The organism is Polaribacter sp. 11A2H (assembly GCF_011379025.1).
Classification (GTDB): Bacteria; Bacteroidota; Bacteroidia; order Flavobacteriales; family Flavobacteriaceae; genus Polaribacter.
In genome coordinates this window covers 62,003-84,729 of record NZ_WTLD01000001.1, presented here as the reverse complement: position 1 = coordinate 84,729, position 22,727 = coordinate 62,003, and the positions used below count along the sequence as shown (strand labels likewise).

Below are 22,727 nucleotides of genomic sequence, written 5' to 3'. Positions count from 1 at the left end.
GCAAAAAACGCATTAAAGATGACGATTCAACAAATAAAATATTTTTTAATTCTTGCTAGCGAACTCCATTTTTGGAAAACAGCAGAAAAGGTCTATATCTCTCAATCTTCTTTAAGTAGACAAATTCAGGCGCTTGAAAGCGAAATGGGTATTCAACTATTTGAAAGAGATAAAAGAAATGTAAAATTAACGGACGCTGGTATTTTTTTAAGAGACCACTGGTCTACAATGATAAAAGAACTGGACCAAGTACACCGACAAGCAAAAAAAATTGACGAAGGTACTTTGGGTTTTGTATCTATTAGTTACCCTGGTTCTATTGCTTTTAAATTTCTGCCTAATTTTTTAGAAGTAATCAACTCTAATCTACCTGATTTAAAATTAGAATTGATTGAACCCACAGACGAGAGTCATGAAGCATTATTACTAAACTATAATACAGATATTGCTTTTAGTAGAGATAAAATAAATCATGTAAACATAGATTCCTTAAAACTAAATTCTGAACCAATTTGTGTTGTAGTACCAAAAAATCATTGGTTAACCGAAGCTTCTTTAAACAACATTAACGAGTTAAAAAATGAAAAGTTTATTATTGCGGGCTTACATCAGACCACTTTTTTCGCTTCACTTTTAAGAACCTTTTTTGAAAAAAATAATTTTGAACCTAAAACAATCATAGAATCAGATTTTGGTGGCATGATTTTAAACCTAGTTGCTAAAGGACTTGGCATTTCTATTCTGCCTTATTCTTATCAATTTTCTAAATCTAAAAACGTGCGGTTTATTGAGCTAAATGAAAATATAGATTTGTTTATCAATTGGCGAAAAAACGACCCTAACAAAACGATAAATAAAATTGTTGCATTTAGTAAGTTGGTAGAATAACTCTCAAAAAGACACCTTTAAAATCTCTTTAAACATTTTAAAAATAAATGTTATCTTATACCCAAATAAATCAAACGTTTTTGATTGCATAGTAGAAGCATATTTTTAAAAAAAAGATACTGTTAATGCAATTATCAACTTTAAAAAAACGTTCGCTATAAAAACAGAAATTCTGAACGCTTTTTTAAAAAAATTACAAAAAATAAATGACACTAGAAGAATTAAAATATCCGATAGGAAGAACAAATGTTCCTAAAAATATCACCAAAAAAAATATTGAAGATTGGGTTTCTATTTTAGAGCGATTTCCTCAAGAACTAGAATTCTTAATTAAAGAATTATCTGACAACCAATTAGACACTCCTTACAGAGAAGGTGGTTGGACTATTAGGCAAGTGGTGCATCATTGTTATGACAGTCATCATAATTCATACACGCGCTTTAAATTGGCTTTAACCGAAGATAAACCGGTTATTAAAGCATATTATGAAGATCGTTGGGCAGCATTACAAGACTCTAAATCTGCTCCTGTTTTTTTATCAATTGACGCTTTAAAAGCCTTACACTCTAAATGGGTATATTTCTTACGAGAATTAACGGATGCGCAATTAGAAAAAACATTTATTCACCCTTCTAAAAATGAACAAATTAGTTTAAAAGAAAATATTTGCATGTATGCTTGGCATAGTAAACATCATTTTGCACATATAGAAGAGTTAATGATTCGTGAAGGTTGGAAATAAAATAGATTGTAAAAACACTTATCTTTTAAATTATTAATTGAAAATTTATGAAAACTGCCAAAGAATATTTTGACGAATATGCTGTAAGTCACCAAAACGAAACAAACCAAGCGATACACTACATTTGTGTTCCTTTAATTTTTTTTAGTGTAATTGGTTTACTCATGAGTATACCAACCACATTTCTAGAAAACACCTTAAATTTATCTAACCCAATACTAGAAAATTGGGCTGTTATGGTGGGTATTATCATTTCTGTTTTTTATCTACGTTTAGGTTTTTGGTATTTTATAGAAATGTTATTTATAATTTTAATAGCAATTGTGGCTAATTTTTGGTTAGGTAGCCAAGTAAACTTACTTTTTGCTTCTTTAATTATTTTTGTTTTAGCTTGGGTTGGACAGTTTTATGGACATAAAGTAGAAGGAGCAAAACCATCCTTCTTAAAAGATTTAGAATTTTTATTGATTGGTCCTTTATGGGTCATTCAAAAATTAGGAAAGAAAAAATAACGAATGAAAGAAGAAATTACCTTTGAAGATTTTTTAAAAGTAGATATTAGAATAGGAACTATTATTGAAGTCAATGATTTTCCAAAAGCTAGAAAACCTGCTTATCAATTAAAAATTGATTTTGGCGCTTTAGGTATTAAAAAATCGAGTGCACAAATAACAGATTTATATACAAAAGAAGATTTACTAAACAAGCAAGTTTCTGTAATTGTAAATTTTAAACCTCGTCAAATTGCTAATTTCATGAGCGAATGTTTAGTAATTGGTGTTTACAATACAGCGGGAAATGTGGTTTTACTACAAGCTTCTAAAGAAATTAAAAACGGAGAACAGGTTAATTAACAACATAGTAACTAAGGTTAAAGGTTTAAGGTTTAAGAAATTTTAAAAAAATTACATAAAATCATCTTAAATATAGGATTTATTTCAAAAAGGTACAAATTGTTTTTTGTCTCTTGTCTCTTGTCTCTTGTCTCTTGTCTCTTGTCTCTAAAAATTATAAAATTCACCAAAATAACACTGTCTAAATTAATTTTTCGGATTATTTAAAATTACTAAAGCACCTATTACTCCAGGAATCCAACCACAAAGTGTTAGTAAAAAGATAATAAAAAAAGACCCACAACCTTTATCTATCACAGAAAGTGGTGGAAAGAAAATAGCAAATAATACTCTTATAAAACTCATTTTTATATTTGGTTGGTTATATAAATAAGACGACCCAATAATAAGTTTGTTACAGTAAAAGGCTAAAAAAATATTAAAGTTTCAATTGGATGTTTCTATTTAGAACTTCAACAAAATCATACTTAAATTACAGATTAGACTTTATTTTAAGTGAATGATAAAAAACACAAAAATTATGTCAATAAAAGTGACTATCTTTATAAAAACGTGTCTTAAACTATAGCATATAAAAACAAAGAATATGCCAACTAGTATTCTTAACTTTGCAAAAACTAATTTATATTACTTATGAAAAAATTTTTATGTATTGTTTTATTTATCTCAGTAGCTATTGCATGTAAATCTACCTCTGCAGTTAGTACCAAATTAGACAATAAAACCGAACGTATTTTAAAAGGAGATTTTACACTTACTGCTGTTAACTTTCCTGGATCAGACTTTTTAAATGTAACTTCTTTTTACATAGCCGACTCTAAATGTTTTGTTGGCAGTGACTGGAGTTTTGTTTCTAATAACAACAAAGGAGAAATGGCACTTACTAGCCTAAGTACTTCTTGTAAAGAATTTAGTTCTCCAATAACTTGGTACCTTAATAAAGAAGGTAAATTTGTTTTAAAAATTATTAACGACTACAAAGCAAAAGAAGTTAATAATGGTTTTGTTTTAGACATTATAAATGTAACAGAAACAAGCTTCCAACTGGTAGACCAAATTAATGTTGCAGGACAAACAAAAGATATTACCTATTCATTTCAAAGAAAATAATTAAAAAAGAAACACAATGAAAAAATCAATAATTTATAGTTTATCAGTATTATTTATAACTGCAAGCATGCTAACCTCTTGTGAGGCTGTTAAAAATGCAAATAACACACAAAAAGGTGCTGGTATTGGTACTGCAGCAGGTGCTATTTTAGGTGCTGTAATTGGAAACAATGTTGGAAACGGTAAAAATTCTGAATTAGGTGCTGTTTTAGGTGGTGTAATTGGTGGTGTTACTGGTGGTGTAATTGGTAATAAAATGGACAAACAAGCTCGTGAAATTGAAGAAGCGATACCAGGAGCAGAAGTAGAAAGAGTTGGTGAAGGTATTATGTTAACTTTAGGTGAAAATGCCGTTAGATTTGACACTAATAAAGCAACTTTATCTGCAAGTGCACAGGCAAACTTAGAAAAATTAGTTCCTATTTTTAATAGCTACGAAAACACTAATATCGTTATTTACGGATATACTGATAGTACTGGTAAAGTTGAGTACAACCAAACTTTATCTGCTAAAAGAGCAAGTTCTGTAAAAGATTATTTAACAACTAAAGGTCTTGAAAATGCAAGATTTGAAACCAAAGGTTTAGGCATAAATGATCCTATTGCAACAAACGAAACTGCAGAAGGAAGAAGTAAAAACAGACGTGTAGAATTTGCAATTGTTGCCAATGAACAAATGATTAAAGAAGCACAAAAAGAAGCAAAAAACTAAACATAATATTACTTTTATAAAAAGGCTACTCAAATGAGTAGCCTTTTTTGTTTCATCAAACTATATTTTCCCTAATTTTGCAACCCATAAACAATTAAGAATGCCACGTAGAGAACGAAATAAATTTGTAAAGAAGAATCAAGTTTTAGAATTAAAAATTGAAGATTACGCTTTTGGCGGAAAAGGAATTGCAAGAATAAAATCTGAAGAAGGTAGTTTTGTTATTTTTGTTCCGAATACCTTACCAGGTCAATTGGTAAAAGCACAAATAAGTAAGTCTAGTAAAAACTATGCAGAAGCGAAGTTAATAGATGTTTTAGAACCTTCTAAAGATGAAGTGGAAGTTCCTTTTCAAGACATTCCTGGTGCGCCTTATATTCAATTACCTATCGATTTACAACATCAATATAAAAAAGAAAGTACTTTAACCTTATTTAAAAAAATAGGAAAAGTAGAAAATATAGAGGATCTTTTTGATGAATTTGTAACATCGCCAAACGTATTTCACTACAGAAATAAAATGGAATATGGTTTTTCTGCTATTGGATATGATAGAGTAACAAAAAGAGATAAAGATGAGTTTACACTAGGTTTTAAAAGACGTGGTGTTTGGTGGATGGGAGATAATTTAGAAAAAGATTCTGGTTTGTTTGATAAACAGATGGAAGACAATCTAAAAAATATTCGTCAATATTGTATAGACACTGGTTTAGAACCTTGGCACGGACCAAAAAAGACTGGTTTTTTCAGATATTTTGTAGTGAGAAAATCTTTTAAAACAGATGAATTATTATGTAATTTAGTAACGACTTCTCCCGAATTAGAGAATTTCGATTTACAGAAATTTGCTTCTTTTCTAAAAGATATTTTTGGAGATCGTTTAGCTGGTTTATTACATACTATTAATGATGAAACTGGAGATAGAACTATTGCAACTGCAGGTAGTTTAGATTTAGTGTATGGTAAAGATAAAATTGTAGAAGAATTATTAGGTTTGAATTTTGAAATTAGCATGAAAAGCTTTTTTCAAACCAATCCTAAATGTGCAGAAAAATTATACTCTAAAGTTATTGAATATGTTTTAGAAGATAAAACTAAAGTAGACAATACTGTGGTAATGGATTTATTCTGTGGAACAGGAACCATCGGTCAGATTGTAGCTTCTAAAAGTGAAAACGCAAAAATTGTTGGTGTAGATATTGTAGCTTCTGCCATTGAAGATGCAGAAAAAAATGCCAAAAGAAATAATATTGATGGCTTAAAGTTTTATGCTGCAGATGTCGGTAAATTCTTAGTTGCACATCCCGAATATCAAGATAAAATAAAAACCATTATTTTAGATCCTGCAAGAGCAGGAATTGCACCTAAAACACTGCAGAAAATCATCAATTTAAATGCAGACAGAATGGTGTATGTTTCTTGTAATCCGGCAACACAAGCTAGAGATACAGAGTTGTTGGCAGAAGCTGGTTACTTAATGAAAAAAATTAGTTTGGTAGATCAATTTCCGCATACAAGCCATATTGAAACGGTTGTTTTGTTTGAAAAAGGGTAAATGATATTTGTTTATAAAAAGTTTATTTATCAAATTTTATAGAGAACTATTAATAAGGAAACTAATTTATTAGAATTAAGATAATTTTATTAAAATGGACAATAAATATTTATAAGAATCATTATATATTGGTAACTCATAATAAAAGTTAAAAAGAATGAAAAAACTAACAGACTTCGAAATTAATAGAAAATTAGAAAAATTACAAGATTGGGATTATTATGACGATGCTTTGCATACAGATTTTGAGTTCGATAACTTTAAAGATTGTATGTCTGCAATGAATAGAATTGCATTTGAATGTGAGGCTTTAAACCATCATCCAGAATGGACAAACAACTATAATACTTTAGATATTAAGTTAACCACTCACGATGCAGAAGGTGTTACTAAATTAGATTTTAAATTGGCTAAAGCCATCAATAAAATTGTAGAAGTTGAAGAATAATAGATATCAAATAATAGTAGTTTTAATAATTGGTTTGCTTATAAATACTTCTTGTACAAAAGATGATTTCTGCTTAAAAAACCCTGTTACTCCAAACTTGGTATTACGTTTTTATGATGATACTAATAAAGAAACCTTAAAAACAGCTAAATTATTATCTGTTTGGGCAGAAGGTAAAGATACCATTGCAGATTATACCAGTAGAACTACAGATAGTATTGCTATTCCTTTAAATTCTTTAGCATTAGAAACAATTTATAATTTAAAAATAAATAATGAAGACGGAGCAGAAGTAGATAATCTTTATACAACCTTTACAATAACCTATACACCAGAAGAAGAATACGTTTCTAGATCTTGTGGTTATAAAGTAATCTTTAATGATGTTTCTTTTTCATCAGACAATACTAATTGGATAAAAGATTTTACTCCATCAACATTAACAACTATAGACAGTCAAAATACAGCGCATGTACAAATATTTCATTAGCATCTGTTTCCTTTTTGTTTTTGTTAATGGGCAAGCTCAAGAACAAAAAAAAGATACCCTAATAAATGCTGAAAAAGATTCTCTAGTATATAAATCTAAATATGGATTAAGACTTGGTGTAGACATTAGCAAACCCATTTTGGCACAATTTAATAGTTCTTATACCGGATTAGAAATTGTAGGAGATTATAGAATTAAGAAAAACTTATACCTTGCTGCAGAAGTTGGTTTTGAAGAAGAAACAACTACGGAAGACTACACAAATTCTACATCAAAAGGAAGTTATATAAGACTAGGTGTTAACTATAATGTCTACCAAAATTGGTTAGACATGAACAATGAAATCTTTATAGGAGCTCGTTATGGTTTTAGTCTTTTTGACCAAACTTTAAACACTTACACACCCAACGTTAATTCAGTATATTTCCCTGCAAACCAAATAACCTCATCCGTTTCGGCTACAGATTTAAATGTACATTGGACCGAGTTTATAATAGGTTTAAAAGTAGAAACGTTTAAAAACTTCTTTGTTTCTTTTAGCGGTTCTTATAAAGTATCAATAAATGTAAAAGAACCAGATAATTTTGAAACTCTTTACGCCCCTGGCTTTAATAGAGTATTTGATAGTGGTACAGGTTTCGGATTTAACTACACACTTACCTACTTAATTCCTTTTAAGAAAAAGTAATTTTATTACAACTTAGTATTTTTCAGTAACTTTATCAACCTTATTTTTAAACAAAACATCATGAATAAAATTCCTAGTGTAAATTTAGCAGACTTTTTATCTTCGGATAAAAGCAAAAAACAACAATTTATAGATGAAATTGGTCATGCTTACGAAAACATAGGTTTTGTAGCTTTAAAAGGTCACTTTTTAGATGAAAAATTAGTAGAAAGCTTATATACAGAAATTAAAAACTTTTTTGATTTACCATTAGAAACCAAAGAAAAATATGAAATTCCAGGTATTGGAGGCCAACGTGGTTATGTTTCTTTCGGGAAAGAATCTGCGAAAGGAAAAAAAGAAGGCGATTTAAAAGAATTTTGGCATTTTGGTCAGTATGTAGATGCTGCCTCTAAATACGCTAAAGAATATCCAGAAAATGTTACTGTTAATGAATTGGCAAACTTTAATGCCGTTGGTAAAGAAACGTATCAAATGTTAGAAAAAACAGCTAAATATGTGTTACGTTCTTTAGCCTTGCATTTAGGTTTAGAAGAAACCTATTTTGATAATTATATTAAAGACGGAAATAGTATTCTACGCCCAATTCATTACCCACCAATACAAACAGAACCAAAAGGAGCAGAAAGAGCTGCAGCTCATGGAGACATTAATTTAATTACCTTATTAATGGGTGCCCAAGGTAAAGGTTTACAAGTGCAAAACCACAAAGGAGATTGGATTGATGCTATGGCAGCACCAGATGAGTTGATGATAAATGTTGGAGACATGTTATCGCGCCACAGTAACAACAAATTAAAATCTACCATTCACAGAGTTGTAAATCCACCAAAAGAAATGTGGGGAACATCACGCTATTCAATTCCGTTTTTTATGCATCCCGTTTCTGATATGAAATTAGATGTTTTAGAAAATTGTATCGATGAAAACAACCCAAAACAATTTGAAGATATCACTGCAGGTGAATTTTTAGACGAAAGATTAAGAGAATTAGGATTAAAAAAATAGTTTGCAGTTATCAGTCTTCAGTTGGCAGTAACAAGTTAACTGAAAACTGCTACTGAGAACTGTAAACTAATAAAAAATGGATTTTAAAGATCAATTAAAAAATTTATTTCCAGAACATAAGGAAACTGTAGAACCTGTAAAAGAAAAATCGGATATTTGGTTACAAGACGACCCGATTATTTGCAAATACGAAAAACGTAAAGGAAAGCCAATTACAATTTTAGAAGGCTATACAGGTGCAACATCAGACTTTAAAAAACTTGCAAAAGAAATTAAAACAAAACTATCTGTTGGCGGTAGCTTTAAAGATGATAAAATTATTATTCAAGGTGATTTTAGAGATCAAATAATGACCATGCTAAAAGATAAAGGCTTTAAAGTGAAGCGAGTTGGTGGATAAAATTTAGTACTCTTACAATAAATAATTACTGTAAACGTTATTAATAAATTATGAACTCGTCTATACTACATATTACAAATGGAGATAGTACTACAAACTATCTAAAAAAACTTAATTTCCCCGGAAGTTTTATTACTTGGAGAGAAATGTTATGTGAAGGAAAAACGACTGTAGATGTAGGAAGTGAAACTTTCTGGAAAAACAGGTTCCACTTTTTAAAAACTTCTTATAATATTAGCAAAAGCAAATTTATAGACTTTACTTTAAAAGAATATAGAAACCTTTGTAGTAAAAAAGAATCTAAAGAAATAGTCTTATGGTTTGATCACGATTTGTTCTGCCAAATTAATATGATTGCTGTTATTAGTTGGTTAAAAACTTATAGAAGTGGCTATCATATTTCTTTAGTAACCAGTGCCAAAATAAAAGGAAGTACAAAACTAAAAAGTTTATCTGAGCTTACTGAAAATCAAATTCAGCAACATTATAAAAACAGAATAGATTTATCTGAAGATGATATTGAATATGCAGATTATATATGGCAACTATACTGCTCAGAGAGTCCGCTTAGGTTAGAAACTGTCTATAAATTTAACCCAATGTCTCCTTTTATTTATCTAGTAGAAGCATTAGAAGCACATTTACACAGATTTCCTTCCATTAAAAATGGATTAAATAATGTTGAGAATATTATTTTAGAAACTGCAAATACACAACAATTTTCTTCTAAAAACCAATTAGTACAGCAATTGCTAAAAACACAAACTGTTTATGGCTTTGGAGATTTACAGTACGAACATCATATAGCACAACTTCAAAAATTATTTACATCTTTCAATCCCGTAAAATTATCTCGAAAAGGGAAAAAAGTTTTAAAAAACCAGCTAAATTTTTATGGCGAACTTCGTAATGAAAATTCGTATCTTGGGGGAGCAAAAAAATATAGTTTTCTATATAATAATCAATCAGAAAAACTATTACAAATTACATCTTAAATGTCTATAAAACAATCAGAACTTATCTTAAATCCAGATGGAAGTATTTATCATCTAAATTTAAGACCAGAACATATTGCCAAAAATATAATTTTTGTTGGCGATCAAGATAGAGTTGATAAAATCTCAAAACATTTTGATTCTATAGAGTTTACTACTCAAAAACGCGAATTTAAAACGACAACAGGTACTTACAAGAACAAACAATTTACGGTTATTTCTACTGGTATTGGTCCAGACAATATAGATATTGTATTAAATGAATTGGATGCACTTGTAAATATTGATCTTAAAACTAGAAAACCAAAAGAAAATTTAACTTCTTTGAACATTGTAAGAATAGGAACTTCTGGTTCTTTGCATGACGATATTCCGGTCGACTCTTTTGTAATTGGTTCTCACGGGTTAGATTTAAACGGGTTGCTTCACTCCTATCAAATTGATGCAATTTCTAACCCAGAAATTGAAGATGCTTTTGTAAAGCATACCAATTGGAGTGCTAAAAAATCATATCCTATTGTTATTGAAAATAGCAAAGAATTAGAAGATAGGTTAAAATCTGATAAAACACACCAAGGTATCACAGCTACCGCAGGAGGTTTTTACGGACCACAAGGTAGAATTTTACGTTTAGCGATACAAGACAATGAACTAAACCATAAAATTGATAGTTTTAGTTTTAACCAACATAGAATTACCAATTTAGAAATGGAAACCTCTGCTATTTATGGTTTATCTAAACTATTGGGCCACAAAGCTTGTTCTATAAACGCAATTATTGCCAATAGAGCTAATGGTTCTTTTAGCGAAAACCCAGGGAAAGTTGTTGCCGATTTAATAGAATACACACTAGAAAAATTAATTGAGTAAATGACAAACCTTACAGTTGGCGGAGTTCCAGAGCATTTTAATTATCCTTGGTATTTAACCTTAAAAAACAAAGAATACAAAAAACACAACATCAATCTACGTTGGCAAGATTTCCCTGGCGGAACTGGTGCCATGTGTAAGGCCTTACGTGCTGGTAATGTAGATATTGCTATTGTTTTAACCGAAGGAATTATTAAAGATATTGCAGACGGAAACCCTTCTAAGATTGTACAGACATTTGTAAAATCTCCATTAATTTGGGGAATTCATGTAGGCGCAAAATCATCTTTTAAAAACATTGTAGATTTAGAACACGCAACCATTGCCATTAGCAGGTTTGGTTCTGGTTCTCATTTAATGGCTATTGTAAATGCCTACAACCAAGGTTGGAATATTGCAAATTTAAAATTTAAAGTAATTGGTAATTTACAAGGCGGAATTGATGCTTTAACCAACGGAGAAGCAGACTATTTTATGTGGGAACATTTTACCACAAAACCTTTGGTAGATGATGGTACTTTTAGATTAATTGACGACTGCCCTACACCTTGGCCTTGTTTTGTAATTGCAGTTAGAGATGAAGTTTTAGAAAATAATTTTGAAGAAGTTAAAAAAGTTTTAGACATTATTAATGGCAAAACAAAAGACTTTAAACAAATTGATGCTATTGATAAAATTCTGGCCGCTAGATACGAGCAGCAATTAGAAGACATCCAGCAGTGGTTAAAAATCACCGAATGGAATGACGGAAAACCAATTACTAAAAACATAATTACACGTATACAAAATAAAATGGTACAGTTTAACGTTATTGAAGAGAAGAAAAATTCGAGCAATTTCATAAAAAATATGTACATTTAACACGAAAATCAATTATCTATGAAAAAAGTAGTATTTATTGCAGTTTGTATTTTAGGAATCCTTTGTTTTTCTTCTTGTAGAAGTACCTCTAAACCATGTGGTTTAGCAGACAATACAACAACTATTCAAACAACTTTAAAGCAAGTAGATTTAACCTAAAATCTATTTGTTTCTTAATTTCAAATTCAATGAATCCGCGTTTACTGCGGATTTTTTTTTGCTCTAAACCGCTATACCTCTTAATAATAAGCTAACTATTCGTAAACTTTTTCATAAAGTTTATCTTACCTTTTTTTCATTTTTATTTTACGTTTACAATACATTCTCTTTTTATGTTTGAAAGAACTTAGAAATAAGATAATTGTTTACATATATTTAGAAAATCATTTTCTTCATAAACGTGTGTACACAAGAAACAATTCTTTTTCTTTATATGAAACAAAATGAAAAAACAAAAAAAACGAAAGTTAGATTATGTTGTAATTTCAGACGTACACTTAGGTACTTATGGTTGTAGAGCTAAAGAATTATTAAATTACTTAAAAACAATTCAGCCAAAAGTATTAATACTAAATGGAGACATTATAGACATCTGGCAATTTAACAAACGTTACTTTCCTAAGTCTCACATGAGTGTAATTAAACACATTACTTCTCTCCTATCTAATGGAACAACCATCTATTACATAACAGGAAACCATGATGAAATGCTGCGAAAATTTAAAGGTTTTCAATTAGGAAACTTTAAAATTTTAAACAAACTAGTTTTAAATATTGATGATAAAAAAGCATGGATTTTTCATGGAGATGTTTTTGATATCACCATGAAGCACTCTAAATGGTTAGCAAAATTAGGCGGAAAAGGCTACGATTTTCTAATTCTAATAAACACGTTTATAAATTGGATTAGTAAACTCTTTGGTTACGGAAAATTATCACTTTCTAAAAAGATAAAAAACAGTGTAAAAAGCGCCGTTAAGTTTATTGACAATTTTGAAAAAACGGCTTCAGACATTGCTATTGAAAATGAGTATAACTATGTAATATGCGGACATATTCATCAACCAGAAATAAGAGAAATTGAAAACCAAAAAGGAAAAACTACCTATCTAAACTCTGGTGATTGGATTGAAAATTTAACAGCTTTAGAATACAAAAATCACCAATGGAGCTTATATGAATACGCAAATGATGAAATAGCTCAAAACACCGAAAAGAAACTTAGTAAAAATGAGCTGAAGAATGCAAATAAAGAAGAAAAGAACAATTTTCTTTTTGAAGAATTACTGAAAGAATTTGATCTTCAAAAACCTCTAAAATAATTAATCATGAAAATATTATATGCAATTCAGGGTACTGGAAATGGCCATATCACAAGAGCTAAAGAAATTATACCAATTCTTCAAGAGAAAGGAGATTTAGATATTTTAGTTAGTGGAAATGAAAATAATTTAGATATTGGTTTCGATATAAAATATAAACTTCATGGCTTAAATTTTACTTTCGGGAAAAAAGGAGGTATTGACTTTTGGGAAAGCTACAAAAAAATGAATTTAGTTCGTTTTTATAATGAAATTAAAAACTTCACCATAAATGATTACGATTTAATTGTAAACGATTTTGAGCCTGTTACTGCTTGGGCTGCAAAGCTAAATAACATAAGCATTGTATCTTTAAGCCATCAAAATGCGGTTTTAGATATTGCCTCTCCAAAATACGGAAAACACAAAATAGAAAAACTAATTTTAAAGCACTACGCACCTGCAAGTCTTCGATTTGGTTTTCATTTTAAACCTTATAGTTCTGCTACTTTTACACCGATTATAAGAAAAAGTATTCGAGCTAAAAAAATAAGCAACAAAGGGCATATAACGGTTTATTTACCCTCTTACAATGTGACCAAAATTGTAGATGTTTTATCTAGAATCCCTATTGTAAAATGGCATATTTTTTCTAAAGAAAATAAACGTTTAATCTTTAAAAAGAACATTACCATTTACCCAATTAACGAATTCGATTTTATAAAAAGTATGTCTTCATCTGCTGGAGTTCTTTGTGGAGCAGGTTTTGAGACACCTTCTGAAGCTTTGTTTTTAAAGAAAAAGTTAATGGTAATTCCGATGAAAAATCAATATGAACAACAATGTAATGCTTTAGCACTCAAAAAAATGGGTGTTTCTGTATTAAAAAAATTAAATAGAAAACAAGTTCTTAAAATAGCCAAATGGATTCAGAGTGATGTTTTTATTCCAGTAGATTACCCCGACACAACAGAAGACATTTTAGATGCAATTTTATCACCTTATGAAAATCAGACCGCTTTCCCTACCATTCTATCGTAGGTTTATTTAATTTCTTTAAAACCTTATTAGTTTTAGAGAAGTGTTTGCTACCAAACCAACCTCTCCAAGCACCTAAAGGAGACGGATGCGGAGCGGTAAATACAGTATGTTTTTCTAAATTTATTAATTTTGTTTTACTTTCTGCAAATTTACCCCAAAGTAAAAAAACAACGTTTTCTTTTTCTTCAGAAATACTTTTTATTACAGCATCGGTAAAGTCTTCCCATCCTTTTTTCTGATGACTTCCGGCCTCATGTGCTCTCACAGTTAAAGTTGCATTCAATAATAAAACACCTTGTTTTGCCCATTTTTCTAAATTCCCACTTTGTGGAATTTCTTGATCTAAATCTGTTGCAATTTCTTTAAAAATATTTTTTAATGAAGGTGGTTGCTTCATTCCGTCTTTTACAGAAAAACACAATCCGTTTGCCTGATCTATGTCATGATAAGGATCTTGACCAATAATCACCACTTTTAAATCATTTAAAGAGCAAAAATTAAATGCAGCAAAAATATCTTCTTGCTTCGGAAAACATTGGTGATTTTCATATTCTGATGTTACAAAATTTGTTAATTCTTCAAAATAAGGTTTTTCGAATTCTGGTTGTAAAATAGGTGTCCAAGATTTTGTAAGATTTAGGTGCATTGTTTTAGTATTCAATTCCATTATTAATAATGTGATAAAAATACAAAAACCAATGTAAGCGCTAAATGATATATAAACTTTATATCCAAAAAAAGAGGACTTTCCCCCTATTAAAAAGCTTCCTAATTATAGCTTTTTACATATAAATCGATGAAAGCTACCATTCCTTTAATGAAACAAGCACTTACTCAAACGAGCTAAAAATTAGCCTTAAACAGTATTACTTTTATAGGAAATTTACTATTAATAAGGGATGTTTAAATTGAATACTCTTTAAAATAGTGACCCAAATTTGTATAACTTTAAAAACTTCTATCATGAAAAAAAACTATTTATTTTATCGATTAAAAAAACTCGACCAATGTAAAGGCATTGTTTTAGCCATTCTTTTTATGGCCGCTTTTAGTACAAAAGCACAAACCAATGTTTCTAATACTGTAAATATTGGTAACCATAGTTTGTACAAATCTGCATCTCTAAGTTCTGTAAAAACAGGCGCTGTATTTAATTATAAATTATACATTACATTATATGGAGATGGAAGTACTGTTAGCATAACAGATCAATTACCTCTAGAATTAGAATTTGTTGGAAATAATTCAGATATTACTATTTCACCTCAATCAATTGCTAATACCGCTGCAAGAGGTCAAAACAATAATTTAGTTACTGTTGCACTACAAGCTCCTTCTGATGGTAGTAGCTCTTCCGTTGAAATACTAATACCAGTTAGATTTAAAGGAGGTGTAACTCCAAACGGAACCATTGCAAGTAATTCTGCAACCATAACAACAAACGGTCAATCTGTAACTACAAACCCGATTACTGTAACTGCAATTGCAATTTTAAATTGGGAAATTAAAAAAGAAATAATTGAACCCACACAAACAGATCCAAATACAGGTAAATGGATAGTTGCACCTGGAGGAACTGCTAGGTTTAGAATAACTATTAAAGAAAAAAATCCACAAGACAACTTGGGCATTTTAAATTTAACAAACATACAAATACTAGAAACTCCACAACCCTCTAATGTTACTATGAATCTTGTTGCTACTGGAGGTAATAATAACATACCTTTAAGTCTATTAAATTTAGATCCAAATACAAATATTATTACTAGCACTAACCCTCAGACTTTCTTAGATGCAACAAAAACATTTAGCGAATTTTACATTGATATAGATATAACCTATCCATCAAACCTGCCAGTAAACACAACTACTTGTTTTGGTAATGTTGCAGATATTACTGCAAATTACGCTTCCTTAACGGCAAGCAACACCTTTACAGCTAGCAGTGGTTCAGATGTTTCTTGTATTTACATAAGTGATTATTGTGTTACAAATAATTGTAATATTGCTAATTATGACTATAGTTTTTACAAATCTGTTTATGGTAGAAAAAAAACAGTTGGTTGTCCTCTTTATTATAAAATTGTACTTCATAATAATTCAACTTCTGGAGAAACCATTCAAAATGTTGATATATCAGATCAATTACCCCAAAATATAACGGTAACGGCTATGGATTTCTATGTTTATAAACAATCTGTTGGTCATATGCCAATATCTGGTACATATTCACTAAATGGTTCTTCTTCTCCATTGCCTTTTAGTGCAAATAGTTTTTTCAATATCCCTACACCAACAAGTCCTATAACATCACTTTTAGTAAGTTTAGACTCTGGCATAGAAGCTGGTTATTATTTTACTGTTAGAGTTAATTTCACTATTAATAACGGTGTACAACCTGGCACAACAATTACTAATGAGGCTGAAACAGAATTTAACTTTTTAAATAATACTCCGATTCTTAACACAGCTAGTAAGTCTTTTAATGTTGAAACACCTGAACCAGAAATTGATGTGTTTAAGCAAGTTTGTGAAGGATATAATTCTTATCACAATCCTGGAGACATCATACGTTATAAACTAAGAGTAAGAAATATAGGTACAGATGCACTAAATAATGTTGTTATTACAGATGTACTAGACCCCAATTTCACCTATATTCCAGGAAGCGAAAGCTATTACTCCTATTCAGGAAACGTCAATCTAAACGGATGCAATCCAACAATATCAGGTAACTACAGTAATTGGGGAGTAACATTAAATAACTCAACACAAACAAATACCCTAGAATGGACTATTCCTTCTATTGGTCCTCTTTGTAGTAATACTTCTACATCTCATAATAACTATATAGAATTTGATGTAAAAATAAATGAAGACACGCCTCCAGGGCCTTACTTTAATAATTTTACTGTTAATGGAGATGAAATTTCTACAAGTGCAACATCAAATAAATCACGTATAAACGTAAAGGTGTTGGCAGGTAATAACGTTATTAAATTGCAAAGTGTAGATAATGGTACTACTTGGACAAATTCTACTACAACACCAAATATTTTACCAGGTCAAAATATTTTATATCGATTAAATATTAAAAACCTAGGTAATTTAGAGTTTAAAGACTTAATAATTACAGATGCTTTACCAAATGTTAGTTTCACACCGAATTCAGAAACAATATCAGTTTCAACGGGAGGTAGTAACTTTATTCCAAACACTACAGATTTTAGTTCTGTTTTTAGTGGTAATACAATAACCGTTTCTTCTTTAAGTAACTTCTTATTTGTTTATGGAGATGAAATTAATATAGACATACCTGCAACAGTTGTAACAACTGCTCAATTGAATAGTACCATCTGTAATACTTTTACATATACTGCTATTGATCAATACAATGGCTTATCTACTCAAAACTTAACTCCAGCAGCTGTTTGTGTTGTAGTTAAAGATAATTGCCCAGGAATAGACAGTGCAGACCAAACAGATACAGATGATGATGGTATTGGTGATGCTTGTGATAATTGTTCAATGATAATCAACCCAAATCAATTAGACACTGATGGAGATGGTATTGGTGATGCTTGTGATAATTGCCCTAATCTATCAAATAAAGATCAAATAGATACAAATGGTGATGGTATAGGAGATACTTGTACACCTCCAGAAGAGGATGATTGCTTTACTTTTGATGAAGATTTCAAAAAAGAAAATTGGATAAACAATAGTCTTAATGATGTTTATTATAAAGAAGACAAAGAACATCAAAAATATATTTCTTTTGTAAATAGCTCAAAAGAGTCTAGTCTAATAAATAACTCAGATTTTTCTGGAGATTGGATCAAAAATTACCCAGGCAATTGTATGTGCTTCGATTTTAAAATTCAATATAAAGATAAAACAAGTACTACCATTGGTACAGCACCTAAATTAACAATTTACACAGGTTCTACCATTAACTCTATTACACAAGTTAATAGTAAGTTAAGAGCAATTTTTGTAGGTAACCCTGCAAACCAAACCTTACCAAATAATGTTTGGAGAAATTATTGTTTACCAATCTATGAAGCTTCAAATAATACAATACCTACTAATAACACAGGTAGTTGGCAATTATTTGATGCAAACAGCACTACTCAATTAACAGGTGCTGCTGCTGTAAATGCTTGGAATCAATTAATAATTGGTGTTACAGGTATTTTATTTGAATCTGAATATGATGGTTCTAATAACGAAGTTATAAGTTTAGATAATTTCTGTGCCTCAGAATGTGAACCACCATGTAAAGGAGACAAAGATTCTGATGGTGATGGTATACCAGATGAATGTGATAATTGCCCAAATGAATATAACCCAGATCAAGCAGATTCTAATAATGATGGTATAGGCGATGTTTGTTGTGAAGGCAAAGAAGACAGAGATAAAGATGGCATACCTGATGATTGTGATAATTGCCCAACAAGATACAACCCAGACCAAAAAGATACAGATGGAGATGGTATTGGAAATCTTTGTGATCCAGACTGTGTAGAAGGACCCGATTCTGATAAAGATGGTTGGCCAGATGCTTGTGATAATTGTCCTGAAAAATTTAATCCTGATCAATCAGATATAGATAATGATGGTGAAGGTGATTTATGTGATCACGATTTTGTAGGTGACGATTCTGATGGTGATGGAATACCAGACAATAAAGATAATTGTCCTGATACAAAAAACCCAGAACAAAGAGATTCTGATGGCGATGGCATTGGTGATGAATGTGATAATTGTCCAGACAAATACAATCCAAATCAATTAGATTCAGACGGTGATGGTGAAGGTGATGTTTGCGACCCAACCCCTTGTGGTGAAGATTTAAATGGAGATGGAACTGGTGATGCTTGCGATATTATTATAGACACTTGTGGCTCCATAGACACAGATAAAGATGGTATTTTTGATGATTGTGATAATTGTATAAAAATGCCTAATCATAACCAATTAGATACAGATAATGATGGTATTGGTGATGTATGTGACCCAACTCCTTGTGGTACTGTAGATACAGATGGAGACGGAGTTCCAGATTTATGTGATAATTGTCCAGAAATTGCAAACCCTAACCAAGAAGATACGGATGGTGATGGAACGGGTAATGCTTGTGAAGATTGTGTAACAGCAACTGTTTGTGCAGAAGGAGATACAGACACAGATAATGATGGTATTTGTGACTCTGTAGATAATTGTATTACTAATCCAAACCCAAATCAAGAAGATGCAGATGGAAACGGAATTGGAGATGCTTGTGAAGTTATAGAACCACCTTGTTGTATTGGCCCCTTTATATTAGATAACTTTTATAACGAAGTTTACGCTGATTTAGAAATTATATCTGTATCCGATGATTATAGTTTTACAGTAGATTCAGAATTTGTAACAGATTTTACCGTAGACCTTGTGTATGTAGATATTGAATTTGCAAAAGAACGAGAAGAAATAGATGGATCTCATAAAGTTTCTTTAACCCCATTAAAAAGTGGAATTTCTAATAAAGAAATGGAATTAAAAAATCCTATTTATGGAAACGAAAATAAAGGCAACTCTATTTTTAATGAAATTTCTTGGTCTAATAAAGAAGGTGTAAGTTTAAAAGAAAAACAAAACTTAAAACTGGCTTATAACCTACCTTACTTTAAAGAATGTGCAGATTGTAAGTATATAGCTACCTTATACTTTAAAGTATCTATAAAAGACAAATATGGTAACTATAAAGAAGATCTAATCTTAAGAGAAATAAACGTTAAAGGAAATGAAGTTTTATCTACAGAAGATAAAAATAAAAAGACCTCATTGTCTATATATCCAAACCCAGTAAAAGATAATTTAAATATTTTCACAGAAGAAGCTGGATTAGGTGTTCTATATGACATTAATGGTAAAGAACTAAAACGTTTCACGCTTAATAATGGTGAAAACAAAGTGAATCTAAGCAATTTATCTAAAGGAGTTTATATTTTAAAAACAGTTGGAAACAGCTTTAAAAAGACTTCTAAAATTGTGATAGAATAATAAAAGGGTGAACCTCATCTTTTAATATAAAGATGAGGTTCCTTTTTAATGATTAATTAAAAAAAATATTTAGAAAACAGAAAACCAGATTCGCTTATTTTAAACTCCATATCACTAAAAATGATAGGGAGTTTTTTTTTTGCAAATAAATACAAAAATTACATAATTAACGATGTGACAGCAAGTAATCAAGTTTATAGAATAAGACAAATAAATACTAGATAAAAATGAATAAATCATTCTACAAATTCACAAACTTTACATTATAAAATCAGAAAAAGCACATCATTTAAAGCATGAAAGATATATTATATTAGAACATAAAAAAAGAGTGCCAGTTTCTAAAACCAAACGAAAAGAATTTATAAATTTGTGTTCGCAATAAAATATTTTTTTTTGAATAATAACATATCATCCAAGACCTTACAAGATTTAGAGTTTTCAACGGTTTTACAGCACGTTTCAGAGTATTGTATTTCTAGTTTAGGCAAAGAAAAAGTTACTGAAATTGAACCTATAGTTAATAAAAAAGCACTTTTTAAAGAGTTGTATTTGGTAAACGAATACGTTTCTTCTTTTGAAAGTGAAAATAGAGTTCCTAACCATAGTTTCGATAATATTACCGAAAATGTAAAACGTTTAGCTATAGAAAATAGCTTTGTAGAAACTGATGCTTTTTTAAAAATAGCAACGACTTCTTTAACCGTAAACGAATTGATTAAGTTTTTTAAGAAATTTAATGTGCAATTTCCTACTTTTTTCGACCTTTCTCAACAAATTGAATTCACTACTTTTATAGATGATGAAATAAAAAAAATAATAGACATTTCTGGTGAAGTAAAAAACAACGCATCAGACGCTTTAAGACAAATAAGAAAAGACATAAATAATGTACGTGGAAAAATTGGAGCAAGTTTTTCTAGTGCTTTATCAAAATCTATTTCCGCAGGTTATTTAGATGATATTAAAGAAACCGTTGTAGACAATCAAAGAGTTTTAGCTGTTTCTGCAATGCACAGAAAAAAAGTTTCTGGTAGTTTATTAGGTTCTTCAAAATCTGGTAATATCGTTTATATTGCACCACAAGCAACACTTGCGTATTCTAGAGAATATCAAAATTTAATTTATGACGAAAAGCAAGAAGTCGTAAAAATTTTACGTGCATTATCTGCAACTGTTCGTCCGCATGTATATTTATTAGAAGAATATCTTTCGTTTTTAATCCATGTAGATGTTGTGGGTGCAAAAGCAAAGTATGCCAACGAAATGAATGCAGTTTTACCAAAAATATCTAGTGAGAAAAAGATATTTTTTAAGAATGCATATCATCCCATTTTATGGCGAAAAAATAAAAAACAAGATTTACCTACCGTTTCTCAAAGTATAGAACTGAATGAAAAACAACAGATTATTGTTATTTCGGGTCCAAATGCTGGTGGAAAAAGTATCACTTTAAAAACCATTGGTTTATTGCAAATAATGCTACAAAGTGGTATTTTAATTCCTGTTGATGAACGCAGTCAGACGTATATTTTTGATACTTTTTTAACAGATATCGGAGACAATCAATCTATAGAAAACCAACTAAGTACCTATAGTTATCGTTTAAAAAACATGCGTAACTTTTTACGTAAATGTGGACCTAACACCTTGTTTCTAATTGATGAATTTGGTACAGGTTCAGACCCTGAATTAGGTGGAGCTTTAGCAGAAATTTTCTTAGAAGAATTTTATTATAAAAAAGCATTCGGAATTATAACCACCCACTACTCCAACTTAAAGGTCTTAGCCAACGAATTAGAGAATGTTACCAACGCAAATATGCAGTTTGATGAACGTACTTTAGAACCGCTGTATAGATTATTTATTGGACAAGCAGGTAGTTCTTTTACGTTTGAAGTTGCTCAGAAAAACGGAATTCCGTTTAGCATTATCAACAAAGCTAAAAAACGTGTAGAGACAGAAAAAGTGCGTTTAGATAGAACCATTTCTAAACTACAAAAAGAACGTAATAGATTGCAAAAGCATTCTGATAATTTAGAGCAACAAAAATTTAAAGGACAAGAGCATTTAGATAATTTACAAGAAAAAGAACAACGTGTTCAAGATAAATTATCTGGTTTTCAAGAATTATATGATCAGAACCAAAGAATGCTTTCTTTAGGAAGAAAGACCAATGAGCTACTTAATAAATACTTTCAAACCAATAACAAAAAGGAATTAAATACTAATTTCAATAAATGGGTTGCAGACTTAAAAGTAAAACAAGTCATGAAAAAACCTGTAGTACCTGTAACTAAAGCACAAAAACAAAAAGCTAAAGTTGCCGAAAAACAGCAGCAGGAAATAATTAAAAAAGTAGAAAAAGAAGTCTTAGAAAAAGTAGTAGAAGTTAGAAAAGAAAAGAAAATAGAGGAAGCTAAAATAGCCAAAGAAAAATCTGAATATAACTATCAAATTAATGATAGTGTAAAAGTTATTGGTTCTAATTCTGTGGGTACAATCGACAGAATAGACAAGAAAAAAGTAACCATTAATTATGGATTCTTTACAACAAAAACGACTACAGATAAACTAGAATTGGTAAAAAGAGCTAAGAAAATAAAATAATAACAATCATTTTATAACAAAAAAAGGTTCGCAAATTGCGAACCTTTTTTAATATATGTACTTTTTTGTCTCGTTGAGTAAAGTAGAACAAATTATTTAAGATTT

23 protein-coding genes are annotated in these 22,727 nt (G+C 30.1%); 21 read left to right on the top strand and 2 right to left on the bottom strand.

Annotation, left to right across the window (positions count from 1 at the left end):
* Positions 1 to 18 precede the first annotated feature (18 nt).
* The 4 genes from GQS58_RS00360 (at position 19) to GQS58_RS00345 (ending at position 2,485) form a co-directional block, all read left to right on the top strand.
* Positions 19 to 888, top strand: a complete 870-nt coding sequence (locus tag GQS58_RS00360; RefSeq protein ID WP_166381758.1) for a LysR substrate-binding domain-containing protein — start codon at positions 19 to 21, stop codon at positions 886 to 888.
* A 206-nt stretch (positions 889 to 1,094) separates the two neighbouring features.
* Entirely contained in the window at positions 1,095 to 1,631 is a 537-nt protein-coding gene (locus GQS58_RS00355) for a YfiT family bacillithiol transferase (RefSeq protein ID WP_166381757.1), read from the top strand.
* 47 nt (positions 1,632 to 1,678) lie between these two features.
* Positions 1,679 to 2,143, top strand: a complete 465-nt coding sequence (locus GQS58_RS00350; RefSeq protein WP_166381755.1) for a DUF962 domain-containing protein — start codon at positions 1,679 to 1,681, stop codon at positions 2,141 to 2,143.
* 3 nt (positions 2,144 to 2,146) lie between these two features.
* A complete protein-coding gene (locus GQS58_RS00345; RefSeq protein WP_166381753.1) occupies positions 2,147 to 2,485 on the top strand; it encodes a tRNA-binding protein in 339 nt (112 codons plus the stop codon).
* Positions 2,486 to 2,671: 186 nt separating this feature from the next.
* Here GQS58_RS00345 and GQS58_RS00340 read toward each other — a convergent pair whose 3' ends face one another.
* Positions 2,672 to 2,830, bottom strand: a complete 159-nt coding sequence (locus tag GQS58_RS00340; RefSeq protein ID WP_105048061.1) for a YqaE/Pmp3 family membrane protein — start codon at positions 2,828 to 2,830, stop codon at positions 2,672 to 2,674.
* A gap of 288 nt (positions 2,831 to 3,118) precedes the next feature.
* Here GQS58_RS00340 and GQS58_RS00335 point away from each other — a divergent pair, with 288 nt between their 5' ends.
* The 14 genes from GQS58_RS00335 to GQS58_RS00270 all read left to right on the top strand — a co-directional run bounded on the left by GQS58_RS00335 (position 3,119) and on the right by GQS58_RS00270 (position 13,964).
* Positions 3,119 to 3,595 (top strand): lipocalin family protein, encoded by a 477-nt coding sequence (locus tag GQS58_RS00335; protein ID WP_166381751.1) that lies wholly within the window; start codon positions 3,119 to 3,121, stop codon positions 3,593 to 3,595.
* A 16-nt stretch (positions 3,596 to 3,611) separates the two neighbouring features.
* Positions 3,612 to 4,307, top strand: coding sequence for an OmpA family protein (locus tag GQS58_RS00330; RefSeq protein WP_166381749.1), 696 nt, complete (start codon positions 3,612 to 3,614; stop codon positions 4,305 to 4,307).
* 100 nt (positions 4,308 to 4,407) lie between these two features.
* Positions 4,408 to 5,862, top strand: a complete 1,455-nt coding sequence (rlmD, locus tag GQS58_RS00325; RefSeq protein WP_166381747.1) for a 23S rRNA (uracil(1939)-C(5))-methyltransferase RlmD — start codon at positions 4,408 to 4,410, stop codon at positions 5,860 to 5,862.
* A gap of 157 nt (positions 5,863 to 6,019) precedes the next feature.
* Positions 6,020 to 6,310 carry a 4a-hydroxytetrahydrobiopterin dehydratase gene (locus GQS58_RS00320; RefSeq protein ID WP_166381745.1) on the top strand — a complete coding sequence of 97 codons (291 nt, stop codon included), beginning with the start codon at positions 6,020 to 6,022 and terminating at the stop codon, positions 6,308 to 6,310.
* On the top strand, positions 6,300 to 6,800 hold the full coding sequence (locus GQS58_RS00315; protein ID WP_205860344.1) for a DUF6452 family protein: 501 nt from the start codon (positions 6,300 to 6,302) through the stop codon (positions 6,798 to 6,800). Before GQS58_RS00320 ends, GQS58_RS00315 begins: the two co-directional genes overlap by 11 nt.
* Positions 6,781 to 7,488 (top strand): DUF6048 family protein, encoded by a 708-nt coding sequence (locus GQS58_RS00310; protein WP_166381743.1) that lies wholly within the window; start codon positions 6,781 to 6,783, stop codon positions 7,486 to 7,488. The genes GQS58_RS00315 and GQS58_RS00310 overlap by 20 nt, the downstream gene beginning before the upstream one ends.
* 60 nt (positions 7,489 to 7,548) lie before the next feature.
* A complete protein-coding gene (locus GQS58_RS00305) occupies positions 7,549 to 8,496 on the top strand; it encodes an isopenicillin N synthase family dioxygenase (protein ID WP_166381741.1) in 948 nt (315 codons plus the stop codon).
* A 76-nt stretch (positions 8,497 to 8,572) separates the two neighbouring features.
* Positions 8,573 to 8,896, top strand: coding sequence for a translation initiation factor (locus GQS58_RS00300; RefSeq protein ID WP_165730137.1), 324 nt, complete (start codon positions 8,573 to 8,575; stop codon positions 8,894 to 8,896).
* A 50-nt stretch (positions 8,897 to 8,946) separates the two neighbouring features.
* Positions 8,947 to 9,891, top strand: a complete 945-nt coding sequence (locus tag GQS58_RS00295) for a DUF1835 domain-containing protein (RefSeq protein ID WP_166381739.1) — start codon at positions 8,947 to 8,949, stop codon at positions 9,889 to 9,891.
* Positions 9,892 to 10,761: a nucleoside phosphorylase gene (locus tag GQS58_RS00290; RefSeq protein WP_166381737.1), complete on the top strand. Its 870-nt coding sequence runs from the start codon at positions 9,892 to 9,894 to the stop codon at positions 10,759 to 10,761.
* On the top strand, positions 10,762 to 11,622 hold the full coding sequence (locus GQS58_RS00285) for a substrate-binding domain-containing protein (RefSeq protein ID WP_166381735.1): 861 nt from the start codon (positions 10,762 to 10,764) through the stop codon (positions 11,620 to 11,622).
* An 18-nt stretch (positions 11,623 to 11,640) separates the two neighbouring features.
* The gene (locus tag GQS58_RS00280; protein WP_166381733.1) at positions 11,641 to 11,781 is read left to right on the top strand and encodes a hypothetical protein; all 141 of its coding nucleotides are present in this window, start codon (positions 11,641 to 11,643) and stop codon (positions 11,779 to 11,781) included.
* Between the two features lie 284 nt (positions 11,782 to 12,065).
* A complete protein-coding gene (locus GQS58_RS00275; RefSeq protein WP_166381731.1) occupies positions 12,066 to 12,944 on the top strand; it encodes a UDP-2,3-diacylglucosamine diphosphatase in 879 nt (292 codons plus the stop codon).
* A 6-nt stretch (positions 12,945 to 12,950) separates the two neighbouring features.
* The gene (locus GQS58_RS00270) at positions 12,951 to 13,964 is read left to right on the top strand and encodes a glycosyltransferase family protein (protein WP_166381729.1); all 1,014 of its coding nucleotides are present in this window, start codon (positions 12,951 to 12,953) and stop codon (positions 13,962 to 13,964) included.
* Here GQS58_RS00270 and GQS58_RS00265 read toward each other — a convergent pair.
* The gene (locus GQS58_RS00265) at positions 13,948 to 14,610 is read right to left on the bottom strand and encodes a uracil-DNA glycosylase (RefSeq protein ID WP_166381727.1); all 663 of its coding nucleotides are present in this window, start codon (positions 14,608 to 14,610) and stop codon (positions 13,948 to 13,950) included. The genes GQS58_RS00270 and GQS58_RS00265 overlap by 17 nt on opposite strands.
* Before the next feature lie 317 nt (positions 14,611 to 14,927).
* Between GQS58_RS00265 and GQS58_RS17325 the strand changes: the two genes are divergently transcribed.
* The 3 genes from GQS58_RS17325 (at position 14,928) to GQS58_RS00255 (ending at position 22,622) form a co-directional block, all read left to right on the top strand.
* Positions 14,928 to 20,012, top strand: coding sequence for a thrombospondin type 3 repeat-containing protein (locus GQS58_RS17325; protein WP_166381725.1), 5,085 nt, complete (start codon positions 14,928 to 14,930; stop codon positions 20,010 to 20,012).
* A 235-nt stretch (positions 20,013 to 20,247) separates the two neighbouring features.
* On the top strand, positions 20,248 to 20,397 hold the full coding sequence (locus GQS58_RS17370; protein ID WP_410524699.1) for a LytTR family transcriptional regulator DNA-binding domain-containing protein: 150 nt from the start codon (positions 20,248 to 20,250) through the stop codon (positions 20,395 to 20,397).
* An 11-nt stretch (positions 20,398 to 20,408) separates the two neighbouring features.
* Entirely contained in the window at positions 20,409 to 22,622 is a 2,214-nt protein-coding gene (locus tag GQS58_RS00255; protein ID WP_166381723.1) for an endonuclease MutS2, read from the top strand.
* The last annotated feature ends 105 nt before the right edge of the window (positions 22,623 to 22,727 follow it).

Coding starts and splice junctions, on each gene's coding strand:
- GQS58_RS00350 (WP_166381755.1), top strand. CDS start 1,679: ATGAAAACTGCCAAAGAATATTTTGACGAATATGCTGTAAGTCACCAA.
- GQS58_RS00295 (WP_166381739.1), top strand. CDS start 8,947: ATGAACTCGTCTATACTACATATTACAAATGGAGATAGTACTACAAAC.
- GQS58_RS00345 (WP_166381753.1), top strand. CDS start 2,147: ATGAAAGAAGAAATTACCTTTGAAGATTTTTTAAAAGTAGATATTAGA.
- GQS58_RS00280 (WP_166381733.1), top strand. CDS start 11,641: ATGAAAAAAGTAGTATTTATTGCAGTTTGTATTTTAGGAATCCTTTGT.
- GQS58_RS00275 (WP_166381731.1), top strand. CDS start 12,066: ATGAAAAAACAAAAAAAACGAAAGTTAGATTATGTTGTAATTTCAGAC.
- GQS58_RS00265 (WP_166381727.1), bottom strand. CDS start 14,610: ATGCACCTAAATCTTACAAAATCTTGGACACCTATTTTACAACCAGAA.
- rlmD (WP_166381747.1), top strand. CDS start 4,408: ATGCCACGTAGAGAACGAAATAAATTTGTAAAGAAGAATCAAGTTTTA.
- GQS58_RS00360 (WP_166381758.1), top strand. CDS start 19: ATGACGATTCAACAAATAAAATATTTTTTAATTCTTGCTAGCGAACTC.
- GQS58_RS00320 (WP_166381745.1), top strand. CDS start 6,020: ATGAAAAAACTAACAGACTTCGAAATTAATAGAAAATTAGAAAAATTA.
- GQS58_RS00270 (WP_166381729.1), top strand. CDS start 12,951: ATGAAAATATTATATGCAATTCAGGGTACTGGAAATGGCCATATCACA.
- GQS58_RS00305 (WP_166381741.1), top strand. CDS start 7,549: ATGAATAAAATTCCTAGTGTAAATTTAGCAGACTTTTTATCTTCGGAT.
- GQS58_RS00355 (WP_166381757.1), top strand. CDS start 1,095: ATGACACTAGAAGAATTAAAATATCCGATAGGAAGAACAAATGTTCCT.
- GQS58_RS00285 (WP_166381735.1), top strand. CDS start 10,762: ATGACAAACCTTACAGTTGGCGGAGTTCCAGAGCATTTTAATTATCCT.
- GQS58_RS00290 (WP_166381737.1), top strand. CDS start 9,892: ATGTCTATAAAACAATCAGAACTTATCTTAAATCCAGATGGAAGTATT.
- GQS58_RS00340 (WP_105048061.1), bottom strand. CDS start 2,830: ATGAGTTTTATAAGAGTATTATTTGCTATTTTCTTTCCACCACTTTCT.
- GQS58_RS17325 (WP_166381725.1), top strand. CDS start 14,928: ATGAAAAAAAACTATTTATTTTATCGATTAAAAAAACTCGACCAATGT.
- GQS58_RS00300 (WP_165730137.1), top strand. CDS start 8,573: ATGGATTTTAAAGATCAATTAAAAAATTTATTTCCAGAACATAAGGAA.
- GQS58_RS00335 (WP_166381751.1), top strand. CDS start 3,119: ATGAAAAAATTTTTATGTATTGTTTTATTTATCTCAGTAGCTATTGCA.
- GQS58_RS00330 (WP_166381749.1), top strand. CDS start 3,612: ATGAAAAAATCAATAATTTATAGTTTATCAGTATTATTTATAACTGCA.
- GQS58_RS00310 (WP_166381743.1), top strand. CDS start 6,781: ATGTACAAATATTTCATTAGCATCTGTTTCCTTTTTGTTTTTGTTAAT.